This window comes from Thalassolituus sp. UBA2590 (assembly GCF_002339775.1).
Classification (GTDB): Bacteria; Pseudomonadota; Gammaproteobacteria; order Pseudomonadales; family Oceanobacteraceae; genus Thalassolituus.
Genome location: NZ_DDKU01000064.1, coordinates 1 through 14892 on the forward strand (window position 1 = coordinate 1; position 14892 = coordinate 14892).

A 14892-nucleotide genomic window follows, 5' to 3' on the forward strand; every position below is an offset into this window, starting at 1 on the left:
CTGGCTCGCGCACGACAAACCGGCGGAAGTTTCTGCTCGCCTCATAGGCCATTTCGAAGCCAACCCCGCCTGATCCATCTCATGTGCGGAAGGTTCCCCCCTCTTTGACCTAAAGGAGAGGGGGTTCTAAGCCGCCATAAATTTCCGACTTTTTGTGCGATTCGCCGTATAATGCCGCCAATTTCATTTATAGGGAGTACCCCATGCAACGAATCGTCATAGTCGGCGGTGGCGCAGGTGGACTGGAACTGGCCACACAGCTCGGGCGTAAACTCGGTCGAAAGAGAAAAGCCGAGGTTGTGTTAATTGACGCCACACCAACTCATCTTTGGAAGCCATTACTGCACGAAGTCGCTACTGGCGCACTGGATTCGGGGATCGATGAACTGAACTACCGCGCCCACGGCAAAAAACACGGTTTCCATTTTCAGATAGGACGAATGAGCGGACTTAACCGTCAGAAAAAGTCGCTCGTCCTCGAAGCAATGCTTGATGAAGACGGGAAGGAAGTACTGCCTGAGCGTACCGTTGACTACGATACCCTGGTTATTGCATTAGGCAGCGTAACGAACGACTTTGGTACGCAGGGGGCGGCACAGAACTGCATATTCCTGGATAGCAGAGATCAGGCTGAACGATTCCATAAGTTGCTGCTGAACGAGTTCCTGCGCTGCAGCAATCTGGAGGAGCCACGTCCACTGGAAGTCGCTATCGTGGGGGCTGGCGCAACCGGCGTGGAACTATCAGCGGAGTTGTATAACACAGCTGAAGTAATGGCCTCATACGGCCTTAAAAACGTCTCTCCAGAGCAGCTTAAGGTTCGCTTAATAGAAGCCGGAGACCGTATTTTACCGGCTCTTCCGCCACGGTTATCTGCAGCAGCTACCCGGGAACTTGAGTCACTCGGTGTTGAAGTCATGACCTCAACCATGATCACTGAAGTCACTGATTCAGGGTTTGTGAATAAATCGGGCGAACATATTCCAGCCGTTATCCGTGTCTGGGCAGCAGGCGTAAAAGCCCCTGAGTTCATGAAAGAACTCGGTCTCGAAACAAATCGTGCAAACCAGTTAGTCGTGAATAATAGCCTGCAGACTGAAGACGAGAGCATTTTTGCACTTGGCGATTGCTGCAGTGTTATTGATAAAGCAACAGGTAAGCCTGTGCCTCCACGTGCGCAAGCTGCGCATCAACAGTCATCTCATCTGGTAAAAGCCCTGAGTGCGCGACACAAAGGCAAAGCGATGCCTGAGTTTGTATATAAAGACAAAGGCTCTCTGGTGTCCCTGAGCCGCTATAGCACAGTTGGAAGCCTGATGGGGAACCTGACCAAAGGTTCAATGATGATTGAGGGACGCTTAGCACGCCTGGTCTACGTGTCACTCTATCGACTGCACCAGGTAGCATTACACGGGTACTGGCATACCCTGCTGCTTACCCTGGTTGGACACATCAATAAAGTTATTCGTCCTCGGTTGAAATTGCATTAACCGTTGAGAGATACGCCTCGCGGTAATCGCCGGGCGTTGAACCTGTCCAGCGCCTGAAGGCTTTGTAAAAGGCGCTCGGCTCCGTATAACCCACTTTGTAGGCCACCTCATAGAGCGGCATATCGCCCTCGCAGATGAGCTTCATCGAAAGCCCCTGACGCGCCTCGTCTAATAAGTTCTGGTAAGTTGTACCCAAAGCGCGCAATCGGCGTTGGAGATTTCGCACACTGATACCCAACTGATCAGCGACCCCCTCCTGGGATACATTTCTCCGGATCAGGCACATTTCCAGAATATCTTTTAATTCAGAATAAAGCGCCAGATGCTCGCGGAACCTCTGATCCTGACGGATCAGCTCACGTTGAACACTTTTGAAAAGCACCGGCTGAGGATCTGGTCCATCACGATTCCAGGCGACCTGACTGATCTCAAGCATGTAGAAGCCTTCAGTCTCAGCAACCTGTATTCCGGTGATATCCGCTGCTTTCGCTGCATCGGCAATTTCGCTCTGCGGAAGATGCATACAGAGGTCTTCAGGTTCAAAACTATCGCCTAACGCATCCCGGCAGACACCGGCCATGATAACCACGGCAGCAGATAACTGCAGTGGCGACACATGCCTTTCAGGATGACGCTCTACTGAAATCAATACTATGTCACTTTGGGAGGAATCAATTTCATAGCGCAGACTTCCTGTCGACAGATACACGTACGGAATCAGCGCCTCGATACCTTTACGCAACGAAGGCGCACAACGAAGCAAGCGTTGCAGTGGCATCTCACGACGCGCCATATAGATACCGAGGTCAAACGCCAGCAACTCGTCATCAAGAAAACGCGCGACAAAGTCGTATGCATCTGCAACACGATCTGTATCAACCCACCTTGGAAGTGGTAATTCCGGGTCTATCCGCAGGATAGGCCATAGTTGATTCATATCCACGCCGCGGCCGTTCCAGTAATTCAGCAGGTGCTGTACCAGTACAATATCGACCTGAGCAGTCGGCGCCATATCCTTCCCCAACATTCGAATCCTATGAACAATCAGACAGTTAACATTTGTTCTTTTTCTGCCAGCCTTGAATGTTCCGTACCTGCGCCATGTGAGTCAATAGACTGAGGCGACACTGCCCGGTTAGGCACGAATTTACGCGTATAAACTTATTTACTCGGAGCTTTCGCGCAGTAAGGTATCGACTGCAGCACTGATCTGATCGCTGCTGAAGCCGCGATATGACATAAAGCGCCAGAGCTTCAGTTTGAAATCAGGGTGATCATAACCGATAGAGCGAGCCTTTCTCCGGGCCACTTCAAGCGCCTTTTCCTGCCAGTTTTCATCGGATTCTTCAAACACAGAACAGGCTGTTTCACTATCGACGCCCTTTTCTCGCAACTCCTGCTTGAGACGCACTGGCCCAACCCCACGTGATGCACGGGAGCGAACAAACATAGAGGCGAAACGCTCGTCAGACTGCCATTTCCGTTCGGCAAGCTCGTCTAATACCTGTTCAAGATCGTCGGCAGAGGCTGCCTTTGGAGAGAGCTTCCGCCACAGTTCGCGGCGGGAGTAATCACGGCGGGAGAGCAGATCTACCGCCGCGTGTTTCAGTCCAGCATAATCAAGCGGATCAGGCTTCGGCTTCTGCATCCTCAGACTCTGGTTGTTCTGAAGGTACATTCAAAAGCTGCGCACGGATCTGACCTTCGATATCAGCAGCCATTTCAGGATGATCCTCCAGATACTGTGACGCATTCGCTTTACCCTGGCCGATCTTATCGCCCTGATAGCTGTACCAGGCACCCGATTTCTCAACAATGCCACATTTCACACCCAGGTCGATCACTTCACCCATATGGTAAATACCTTTGCCATACATGATCTGGAATTCGGCCTGCTTAAACGGCGGCGATACCTTATTCTTAACAACTTTGACGCGGGTTTCGTTACCGACGATTTCATCGCCCTGTTTCACTGAACCCGTGCGACGGATGTCCAGGCGAACAGAAGAGTAGAATTTCAAAGCGTTACCGCCAGTCGTAGTCTCAGGGCTGCCGAACATTACACCGATTTTCATACGGATCTGGTTAATGAAGATCACCAGACAGTTAGCATTCTTAACATTACCCGTGATTTTACGCAGCGCCTGAGACATCAGACGTGCCTGCAGACCAACGTGGCTGTCGCCCATCTCACCTTCAATCTCGGCTTTTGGCGTCAGAGCGGCAACCGAGTCAACAACGATGACATCAACCGCGCCAGAGCGTACCAGACTATCCGTTATTTCCAATGCCTGCTCGCCAGTATCCGGCTGTGAGACCAGCAGGCTATCGAGGTCGATACCCAGCTTTTCGGCATACAGAGGGTCTAACGCGTGTTCGGCATCGATAATAGCGACGGTTTTACCTGCTTTTTGCGCCTGAGCCATGGCAGACAGACACATAGTGGTTTTACCGGAACTCTCCGGACCGTAGATTTCTACAATACGTCCCATTGGCAGGCCGCCAATGCCAAGCGCAATATCCAGACTCAAAGAACCTGTGGAGATTGCCGGAATCGCTTCACGAGGTTGCTCACCCATTTTCATGATGGCGCCTTTACCGAACTGGCGTTCTATCTGGCCCAGGGCTGCATCCAGAGCTTTCTGTTTGTTCTGATCCATGGTCGGTTCCTTGGTCGTATTCAGTCGTTAATCAGGAATATTGTTCAGCAATCTTTGATTACTGTAGATTTAACCAGTATTTAATCACAGCGTTTTTTAAAGTCAACAAAACACTGGTTATTTGTTCAGTACTTTTCAGTCATGTGAGTTTCACTGGTCGCAGTCATTCACGAAGCCCAATAACATCTCCAGCGCTTTGGCGACAGACTGCTGGCGGACAGCATCCCGATCACCATCAAACTGAAAGAGGTTTACCCTCTGAGCGGCCTCGCTGCCACAGCCAATCCATACTGTCCCGACGGGTTTACCCGCGACGGCTCCACCTGGCCCGGCAATGCCACTGACTGCAATACTGACGTCCCCAAAGCGGGCTGCACCTGCCACCATAGCTTTTACTGTCGCTTCGCTGACTGCACCGTGTGCATTCAATATCTCTGCTGGTACACCGAGGTCACGCTGTTTAGCAGTATTCGAGTAGGTAACAAAACCGCATTCAAACCACTGACTACTCCCGGCCAGATCGGTACACGCGGCAGCAATCATGCCACCCGTGCAGGATTCTGCCGTCACAAGTTTCAGGTTGCGAGCGAGCAATTCTGTAGCCAGAGTCTGAAGAAGATCGGATATGGCGGACATGATAGTTCCTGCGTCAAAGTCTGAGGCACAGAATATCAGATGAAGCGAGAGCGGACATGCCTTACTGGCATGTCCGTTCGCGTAAACTGAAGACTATTTAATCACCCGGATTTCTACCCGGCGATTCGCTGCACGGCCCTGTGCGGTGTCGTTACTGGCGATTGGATCTTCTTCACCGTAACCTCTGGCTTCTAAGCGCATGGGGTTGATTCCCATATCAATCAGATATTGCATCACTGCATTCGCTCTGCGCTCCGATAGCCGCTGATTGTTTGCAGCGGCCCCCAGTGAGTCCGTGTAAGCACCGATCTCGATACGGGCGTCCGGGTACTCCATCAGAGTGTCTGCGACCTGTTCGAGAGTACGCGTTGCGCCACGGGTCAGCTCGGCAGAACCACTAGCAAAATAGACACCATCAAGCCGGGCATCCAGAACCGAACATCCGCGGTGATTTACAGACATACCCGAAGGCGTACCCGGACAATCATCAATATCATCAACGATACCATCATCATCGCTGTCTGCCATGATGACCACCGGTGCTTTTACCGGTTCTGGCTTTGGCAGCGGACGCGGCTTAACCACCGGTCGGCGTTGCGGAACGGGTTCGGTGGTGCCAAAGCGTTTCATTATAGAAAGGCCGACAAAATGAGCATCCCGGGTGAAAGACTGACCAGAAATGCGCGCTGCCCAACTGTCTTTAAAGCTGTACTCAATCCCTATCCCCAGCCCCAGAGCCATTGAGGCTTCTTTGCTGTAATCAACGTCAGAATCGGTTGAAATCGACGCCAGCCCAGCTTCGAGATAGGCGTTCAGGGAATTTTTTCCGTTCCAGCTGGTTTGCCAAGGATACCAGTGTAGTGCAGCGCCCAGAGCACTGTAACCGAAGTCCGACTCTTCTCCTGTATCACCATCTTCAAGAACCGCGTTGCCGAGGTCGGTGTAGTGAAGCTCTACCGAGATGTCGTCTTTCAGACGATAACCACCGAAAAGTTGAAAACCAAAGCCTGACTCATCAACGTTATCGTATACGCTATCACTGGTTCCGGGCGTCAGGCGACTGAAGCCCAACCCCAGCCCAACATACGACTCTTCTGATTCGAAGGCCTGTGATACCAAGGGTGCAAACATCACGAGCACACCAACCAGCAGAGACACTGTGGGCTTTAAAAAAGCCCGTTTGTGCCGTTCTGCTCTGCGGCGCAGCACCACCAGCGGCAGGCCGAGCAGTACCCAGAGCAAGCTCTGACTACCAAGGCCTGGCAGTGATGCATTCACTTCACCTTTGCCCGGTACGATATTCTCCACCAGCTCAGGGGCCTGTTCGGCATCCGGTACCTGCATGTAATCTGGCGTACCATCGCCATCGGAGTCCGCACACACAGCGCCGGTACCACATTCCTGACGGTCACTGATCCCATCACCGTCCGAGTCGCCCGAACCATCCGGCATGCCAGCAGCATTGTTGCTGTCCGGATCACGGTAGTCAGGAATGCCATCGTCATCGACGTCGCCAGTGCCACCTTCTTCGACGGTGAGGATGCCATCGTTGTCGTCATCAGGGTCGAGGTAATCAGGAATACCGTCATTATCGGTATCGTCATTACGAGGATTACCGTCGCCGTCTGCATCTTCAAATGCCGTCGAAACGCCATCGCCATCATCGTCCGGGTCGCGGAAGTTCGGCAAATCATCACCATCGCTGTCCCAGCAGAGAATCAGCCCCGGACACTCAACAGCATCACTGATGCCATCACGGTCCGAGTCACCGCCTGACGGGTCCAGATAATCCGGAATACCATCAAAGTCGCTATCGCCTTCATTTTCTTCTGCGGTCGGAACACCATCGCCGTCGTCATCCGGATCACGGTAGTCCGGACGTCCGTCATTGTCGGTGTCGTCGTTCAACGGATCACCGTCGCCGTTACGGTCCTCATCTACCGTTGGGATACCGTCACCGTCGTCATCCTCGGACAGATAGTCCGGGGCACCGTTGCCATCACTATCCGGGCAAGGCAGACCTGTCGGACATTCGCGTGCATCACTGACGCCATCGCGGTCGCTGTCACCACTGCCGTCCGGGGTCATGGCTTCATTGCTGTCATCCGGATCAAGGTAGTCAGGAATACCATCATTATCAGCATCCAGACCCAACTCTTCATCCGTCGGTACACCGTCGTTGTCGTCATCGCGATCCAGGTAATCCGGTTGGCCATCACCATCGGTGTCATCATTGACCGGATTACCATCAGCACCCAGATCTTCCTCAATTGAAGGAATACCGTCGCCGTCGTCGTCCTCGTCGAGATAGTCCGGAATACCATCTGCGTCTGTATCACGACACGGAACACCGTCCGGACACTCGGCACCATCAGGCACCCCATCTTCGTCTGAGTCACCCGCGGATGGATCGAGATAATCCGGAATACCATCGCCGTCACTGTCGCCAGTGCCCTCGTCTATGGTGTTGAACCCGTCGTTATCGTCATCTTCATCGCGGTAATCCGGTATGCCATCACCGTCAGTATCGCGAACTGGCCCTTCTTCAATAGTTGGACGCCCGTCGTTGTCATCGTCGTCATCCGCGTAGTCAGGTGTGCCGTCACCATCAGTGTCACGACACGGGATACCAGTCGGACACTCCGTGATATCGTTGATACCATCGCCATCCGAGTCGCCACCGGTTCCTGACGCTGTGCTGCCATCCGGGTCGAGGTAGTCCGGAATACCATCGCTATCGGCATCACCGTTACCTTCTTCGTCGGATGGGATACCGTCGCCATCATCATCGCGATCCAGATAGTCCGGGGTGCCATCGCCGTCGGTGTCATCGTTCGCCGGGTTGCCATCCGCGTTTGGATCTTCGTCAACAGTCAGACGACCATCATTATCATCATCCGGGTCGTTATAGTCCGGCTGACCATCCTGATCAGAGTCTTCACATGGTGCTCCAGCCTGACACTCGGCCAGATCTGACAGGGTGTCATTATCGCTGTCGCCCGGACCGCTGGTGTCGCTGTCGTTCGGATCGAGATACGCGGGGATTGTATCCTCATCGAAGTCAGGGCCAGCCTGAGTCGATGGATTACCGTCGCCATCGGTGTCGTCGTCTTCGCTACGAGTGTTCACACCATCGCCGTCGTCATCCGCATCGCGGAAGTCCGCAATCCCATCGTTATCAGTATCGCGATCAGAACCTTCAATACTGCTTGGTACGCCATCGTTGTCGTCATCACTATCGAGGTAGTCAGGCAGACCATCACCGTCGGTATCACGACATGGGAACCCGGTGTCACACTCAATATCGTCAAAGATGCCGTCTTCGTCAGCGTCGCCCGGCGAACCGTTCAGTTCGTCGTTCGGGTCCAGATAGGCCGGAATGCCGTCACCATCAGCATCGTCATCACGAGGGTCGCCGTTACCGTTAAGATCTTCTTCCAGCGTCGTGCGACCATCACCATCGTCGTCAGGGTCGAGGTAATCAGGAACTCCGTCGCGATCGAGGTCATCGTTGTCCGGATTACCATCACCATTGGCGTCTTCTTCCAGATTGGTCAGGCCATCGCCGTCATCATCGGTACTGTCAGGGTCGAGATAATCAGGTACGCCATCGTCGTCACCATCAGGCCCAGGATTAGTTGCCGGGTTACCGTCACCATCCAGGTCCGCATCTTCGTCGGCCGTTGGTATGCCGTCGCCATCATCATCCCCATCCATGTAATCCGGGACGCCATCGAAGTCACGATCAACACATGGAATACCCGTCGGACACTCAATACCGTCTGGAATCCCGTCGCCATCGCCGTCACCCGGTGATGTGCTTACACCGTCATTGGCGTCGAGATAAGCTGGAATGCCATCACCGTCGGCATCGGGGCCAGCATTGGTCGCCGCATTATTATCGAGGTCGGTGTTCGCATCTTCCATCGGTGTTGGAATGCCATCGCCATCGTCATCCGCGTCGAGGTAATCCGGGATATTATTTCCGTCGGTATCACGCCCCGGCGCTTCCTGAGCAGTCGGGATGCTGTCCCCATCGTCGTCTTCATCGCGGAAATCTGGAATACCGTCGAAATCCGTATCCTGACACGGCAGAGCGGTGCCACACTCGGTGTTGTCCGGAATGCCATCGCCATCCGAATCACCTACTCCGGCTTCGCCGTCATTAGGATCGAGATACGCGGGAATGCCATCATTATCCGCATCCGGCCCGGGATTCGTTGCTGCATTACCATCAAGATCCGTATCCGCATCTTCATCGCGTGTGAGGATGCCATCACCATCATCGTCATTATCGAGATAGTCTTCGACACCATTGCCATCGGAGTCCGTTTCAGCGCCTTCGCTACGGGTAGGAATCCCGTCGTTGTCGTCGTCAGAATCCATATAGTCCGGACGGCCATCGTTATCACTGTCGCGACATGGCAGGCCAGAAGAACACTCACGATTGTCGGAAATACCGTCATCGTCGGCATCGCCCGGTGCTGCGGTCAGGCTATCGTTGGGATCAAGATACGCTGGGATACCATCGTTATCGGCATCCGGCCCCGCTGTCGTTGCTGGATTCGCATCGCCATCGGTGTTGTTATCTTCGTCAGCTGTAGCAATTCCGTCGCCATCATCATCACGATCCAGGTAATCCGGGGTTGCGTCGCCATCGGTATCACGATCTGAACCTTCGCTCAGAGTCGGAATACCATCGCCATCATCATCGGAGTCGGCGAAATCAGGGATACCATCGCTGTCAGTGTCAGTGCACGGGTAACCGGAAGCGCATTCGATATCATCTGGAATACCGTCATCGTCACTGTCACCTGCTGAGCTGTCATCTGCATCATTCGGATCAAGATAGGCTGGTATGCCATCCCCGTCCTGATCGTCGTTGATGAAGTCACCGTCGTCGTTCAGATCTTCGTCGCGTGTCAGGATGCCATCGTTGTCGTCGTCTTCATCACGGAAGTCCGGCACTCCATCTGCATCGGTATCACGATCGCCGCCTTCTTCAGCAGAAGAGATGCCATCGTTGTCGTCGTCCTCATCCATGTAGTCGGGAGTGCCGTCCGCATCGCTGTCCTGACAAGGAATTCCGTCCGGACATTCAACAGTATCCGGGATGCCATCGCCGTCACTGTCGTTGGTGCCATCAGTACTGTCGTCATCACGGTCGAGATAGTCAGGGATTCCATCGCCGTCGCTGTCATCATTCGTTGGGTCGCCATCACCGTTGACGTCTTCCTCTTCCGTCGTGCGGCCATCACCATCATCGTCGTCATCAAGGTAGTCTGGTGTGCCATCGCGGTCCAGATCGTCGTTGGTTGGATCGCCATCGCCATTCCTGTCTTCATCAAGGTCGGTCAGGCCATCGCCATCACCGTCGGCAGCAAAGAACTCGATCATGACTGGTGTCAGAGCTTCTCCTGCAGCAGTGATGGATACGGTCGCAGTGCCCACCTCGAACAGTGACGTCAGTTCGACGCTGTAAACGCCATTGCCCTGATCAGTGACGGCAGAGAGCGTCCCCAGGTCTGTAGAAAATTCCGCAGGCACTTCAGTAACGACATCGCCTGCTGTATCGCGGACAGTGACCGTGATTACTGATGCAGAAGAACCATCGGCAGCAACCGACAAAGGCGTTGCAGAGGTGGATGAATTGTCAGCGCTGACCAGCACTTCAATGGTGATTTCACCACTGATCTCGCGAGTATTCCCTGCCCCATCCTCAGAGACGACGGTCACTGGATAGCTTCCGTTATCCAACGCATCGGTAACAGTAAGACTCCAGCTACCCGCAGCATCCGCGGTAGTTTCATACTCGTTACCGTTCACAGACACTTTGATCAGCGTTCCGGCCTCGGCGTCACCGGAGAGTTCCGGTGTGTAATCCACAATGGTGGTGCCATCCTGAGTCAGCGAAAGCTCAGCCGGGTCAAGAGTATCAATAGTAATGCCGAACGACTCAGACACCCCAGATAAGTTTCCTGCGGTATCCGTCGCTGTGGCCGTCAATGAATACTCACCGTCGTCCAGCGTGGTCCGCCCGTAATCAAGGCTCCACTCGCCAGAGGCGTTTGCGATAACGTTGCCAATCAGACTCTCATCGCGGTAGATATTAATCTCTGCCCCCGCCTCACTTTCACCGCTGATTACTATGCGATTATCGGACGTCAGGCCGTCGGTGCTGTCGACACCTGTGTCGTCTGAAATTCCAGTGATGGAAGGCGCTTCTGGCGTGGTCGTATCGACCTCGATCGGAACAGGCGCTGAAACAACGCCGGTATTGCCCGCCAGGTCAGTGACCTGATTTGTGATTTGATATTCGCCATCCGTCAGGGCGACGTCGGTGTAATCCAGCTGCCACAGCCCTGTGTCGTCGGCTGACACGATCCCAGCCGGTATGCCATTGATAAAGACTTCAATCTCGCTGAATGGCTCCGAAGAACCGGAAATCACCAGCTCGTTATCCGCCGTAACACGATCATTCGGTGTCGCTGTATCTTCACTGATGCCTGTGACCGTCGCAGGCACTGGCGCCGTGGTATCAATCACCAATTGCAGCGGCTGACTGTCAGTTTCGTTCCCAGCGAGGTCACGGCTTCGGGCTATGACCTGGTAGGTACCATCGGCCAATTCCAGCGGCGCACTATCAAACTGCCATTGCCCGGATTCATCCGCTTGAGTCGAGCCGAGTGAACTGCCATCCAGCAGGATTTCAACATGGCTGCCCGCTTCGGCGGTGCCCACATAGACAACCACATTATCTGAAGTGACAGCGTCGGCGGCTGACGCACCGGTATCCTCAAGAATACCGCTCAGTATCGGGGTGTCAGGCGCCTCTGTATCAATGATCAGCGTCAGCTCAGAAGACTCAACACTCTGATTTCCAGCGGTGTCTGTTGCTATTGCCGTAACCTGATGCGTTCCATCCGCCAGAGCAACATCCGAATAATCAAGCGTCCATTCGCCAGTACCATTAGCCTTGACCATACCGACCAGAGCGCCATCAATACGAATATCGAGATCGGCCCCCGCTTCTGCCGTACCATTGAGTACCAGTGTCGCGTCTGAGGTCACCTGATCGCCTGCTACGCCCGTGTCTTCTGAAACAGAAGTCACAACCGGCGCATCCGGAGCGGTCTGGTCAATGATCAGCGGGTAAACCACAGACAGTGGGCTTGTGAGTCCTGCGAGACTTTCTGCCTGCGCCGTCAGCTGATAAGTGCCTTCAGCAAGCTCTACGTCGGAGTAATCAAACGTCCAGCTGCCAGCAGCAGTAGTATTCGTGGTTCCGATAGCAGCGCCATCAAGGAAGACCGTAATTCTGCTGTCAGCTCCGCCACTACCATTGATAAGCAGAGTCGCGTCAGCTGTTATGCCATCAGCAACACCAGTGTCGTTCGAGATGCCTGTGATGGCTGGGGTCGCCGGGCCTGACGTATCAATGGTGATGGAGTAATTGCCGGACACAGCAGACTCATTGCCTGCCGCATCCACCGCCACGGCGGTGACCACATAGTTGCCATCGTCCAGAGTAGTGGCGCGGTTGTCGTATACCCAATCGCCGTTACCATCCGCTTGAACAGTAACCACCTCGTTCCCATCGATTGAGACAACTACGCTATCAAGCGCTTCTGCCGTACCGAAAATACGCAGGGTATTGTCGCTGGTGATACCGTCGCCAGGCGCCCCCGTGTCATCGGATATCGCCGAGATTACAGGTGCTGCCGAGGCTTCGGTGTCGACAGTCACTGTGTAGGCTGACGCCGTAGAAGTATTGCCCGCGGCATCTGAGACGACGGCCGTGAAAACATGCTCACCGTCGCTCAGGCTGACGGATGTGTGGTCGTACGTCCATGCGCCAGCCGGGTCGGTATCCGCGAATCCTGTATAGTTTCCGTCCACGAACACAGATATGCGTTGATTCGCCTCAGCCTGCCCTGCCAGCACCAGCTCAGCATCTTTGGTCAGCGCATCACTGTTCGAACGCCCGGTATCCTCACTGATCCCCGTGATCACAGTAGGAGCGGGCGCTACGGTATCGACGACGACAGTCAGTGAATCAGATTCAACACTGGTATTGCCCGCATTGTCAGTAGCCGTCGCGGTGATTGAGTAAGAACCGTCGTCCAGGTCTGTACCCGAGTAGTCATACGACCAGTTGCCACTGGCGTCAGCAACCACGGTGGCGATCTCGTTACCGTCAATACGAACGGATACCGAGCTTCCCGCTTCTGCAATCCCTGAGAAAATCAGTGATGGGTCGTTAGTGATCTGGTCGCTACCGGACAGGCCGGTATCTGTCGAGATTGCAGACAGAACAGGGGCAGTCGGTGCAGACTGGTCAAGCGTGTAGGTTTCAGCGTCCGCAGGGAGTGTGACGGAAGCTGCATTGCCCTCAGCATCGACAATATTCTGAGCGTCTGAGAGGGAGAGAGCCAATGTACCGTTAGCTCCCGAAATACCCGACACAGTAACATCAAACACGGTCTCGGAAACTGATGTTACAGACGCGACCGTTCCGAACGACGCAACAAAATCAGTGGCGTCGATGTTCTCAATGTATTCAGAGAAGCTGACACGGAAGGTAACGGAGCTTGAATTAGTCAGCGACTGCGCAGGCTCCTGCCTGGCGATGGCTGTCACTGATGGTGCTAGGCCATCAGATATTACGATTCTGTAGTCTTCAACCTCACCCGTTGCCAATTGCCCGGCAGGCGTTGCAGCCGTCAGCCCGAGGTTTGCGATCCGTAAGCGCATATAAGTGCGGCCTGGAACAACATCTACTGATGACCTGAGACCAGACCAGGTCAGTGATGTCGCAACCTCGTAGGAGTTATTGGAAACACTTACAACGCCAGAAGCTTCATCAGGCTGGAATACACCATCACCATCGAAGTCAATCCAACCAATGACATTCGATGCAACCCCATTAATAGAAGTTGCAGGTACGGTGATATTGTACTGCGAACCTGTCGCCGGTACCGCAGTTACCGATGAGATTGCATTATCCGAGTCGTCCGAGGCTTCGCCAAGTGAATTATCTATCCCGTCGACAAAGCCGTCGCTTTCTCCAGAAACGCCTACCGAACCGAGTCTGACGCCCTCGACAATAACGTGAGACGCGCCATCAGATGACGCCAGTGTACCGTAGGAGTCAGGAGCATCGCCAAAATCGGTGGCAGGTTCAGAACGGACACTGCCGGCGCGGAAAAGAAGCCATGAGTCGTATCGTGCGTCGCCGCGGTCAGCAAGACCAGCCGTCACAACAACCTCCTGCCCCGGGGTCACTCCGACACGACAGGATAAGCGGCGGGTAAAGCCATCCATTTCAACATCGAACGCACCCCCGGTGTTATCCAGAAAGAGCCCAGAGTTAGATATTCCGTCGTTATTATTAGGGCGGTCACTGGAGTCTGGAGATGGCAGCTGATCAGAATGAATATTGTTAATGGATACTTCATCACCACCCGGTGTTAATGCACAGTTCGAACCGTCCACCAGAATCTTAGCGACATCGTTAAAGGCGCCGACATATTCCAGGTACTCTTCTGAACCAAAGATGAAGTCCAATACCAGTACATCTTCTTGCGGGACAACTGAAAACACAAACTTGACTGGATCATAGACACGGCCACCGAAGACAGAATCTTCAATGCTACGAGTATTAAACTGTGTTTCTGTATCTGCTGCTGAATTCGGACCCAGCACATCAACAACATCACCTGAGCTTAGAATCACCCCCTGCCCAAAGTCGTCGCCAAGAAGAAATTCATACCCGCTGAATTGACCAGCCTGAGACTGATTTGAGCCGCCAGTACGGATAATATAAGACGGATTACTGATCTGAACGCCCGGCCCTGAAAGCAACTCAGCCATCGTATCAACAGTTACTTGAGAATTGCTGAGAGGGAGAACTTCTTCAGCATGAAGCGACGAGGCATACGCCAGCGCGGCGATACAACCTGCCTTAAAAAAACGGGACATCTACGGGTCCTTTCGATTGCTCAATAATTAGAATACTGCCAACATCCCTGGAATTGACGAATGCACGTAAAAGCATCTGGTCGGCGGTATTATTTTGATTTCCATAATTGTAGCTTGTCATGGCA

6 protein-coding genes are annotated in these 14892 nt (G+C 53.6%); 1 reads left to right on the forward strand and 5 read right to left on the reverse strand.

All coding sequences use genetic code 11. The features are described from left to right. Positions 1–203 precede the first annotated feature (203 nt). A complete protein-coding gene (locus B2067_RS05625; RefSeq protein WP_301387745.1) occupies positions 204–1490 on the forward strand; it encodes an NAD(P)/FAD-dependent oxidoreductase in 1287 nt (428 codons plus the stop codon). Here B2067_RS05625 and B2067_RS05630 read toward each other — a convergent pair. From B2067_RS05630 to B2067_RS05650, 5 genes are all read right to left on the reverse strand, one after another. After that, positions 1462–2502: an AraC family transcriptional regulator gene (locus tag B2067_RS05630; protein ID WP_301387746.1), complete on the reverse strand. Its 1041-nt coding sequence runs from the start codon at positions 2500–2502 to the stop codon at positions 1462–1464. The genes B2067_RS05625 and B2067_RS05630 overlap by 29 nt on opposite strands. Positions 2503–2655: 153 nt before the next feature. Further along, a complete protein-coding gene (locus B2067_RS05635; protein WP_273091624.1) occupies positions 2656–3138 on the reverse strand; it encodes a regulatory protein RecX in 483 nt (160 codons plus the stop codon). Beyond that, positions 3119–4150 carry a recombinase RecA gene (recA, locus tag B2067_RS05640; protein ID WP_301387747.1) on the reverse strand — a complete coding sequence of 344 codons (1032 nt, stop codon included), beginning with the start codon at positions 4148–4150 and terminating at the stop codon, positions 3119–3121. The genes B2067_RS05635 and recA overlap by 20 nt, the downstream gene beginning before the upstream one ends. Positions 4151–4300: 150 nt before the next feature. Further along, on the reverse strand, positions 4301–4786 hold the full coding sequence (locus B2067_RS05645; protein ID WP_301387749.1) for a CinA family protein: 486 nt from the start codon (positions 4784–4786) through the stop codon (positions 4301–4303). Between the two features lie 93 nt (positions 4787–4879). Beyond that, positions 4880–14767 (reverse strand): Ig-like domain-containing protein, encoded by a 9888-nt coding sequence (locus B2067_RS05650; protein WP_301387750.1) that lies wholly within the window; start codon positions 14765–14767, stop codon positions 4880–4882. Positions 14768–14892: the final 125 nt, after the last annotated feature.

Bases quoted from the DNA above. Each gene is read 5' to 3' on its own strand.
- B2067_RS05625 (WP_301387745.1), top strand. From the start codon at position 204: ATGCAACGAATCGTCATAGTCGGCGGTGGCGCAGGTGGACTGGAACTG.
- B2067_RS05630 (WP_301387746.1), bottom strand. From the start codon at position 2,502: ATGGCGCCGACTGCTCAGGTCGATATTGTACTGGTACAGCACCTGCTG.
- B2067_RS05635 (WP_273091624.1), bottom strand. From the start codon at position 3,138: ATGCAGAAGCCGAAGCCTGATCCGCTTGATTATGCTGGACTGAAACAC.
- recA (WP_301387747.1), bottom strand. From the start codon at position 4,150: ATGGATCAGAACAAACAGAAAGCTCTGGATGCAGCCCTGGGCCAGATA.
- B2067_RS05645 (WP_301387749.1), bottom strand. From the start codon at position 4,786: ATGTCCGCCATATCCGATCTTCTTCAGACTCTGGCTACAGAATTGCTC.
- B2067_RS05650 (WP_301387750.1), bottom strand. From the start codon at position 14,767: ATGTCCCGTTTTTTTAAGGCAGGTTGTATCGCCGCGCTGGCGTATGCC.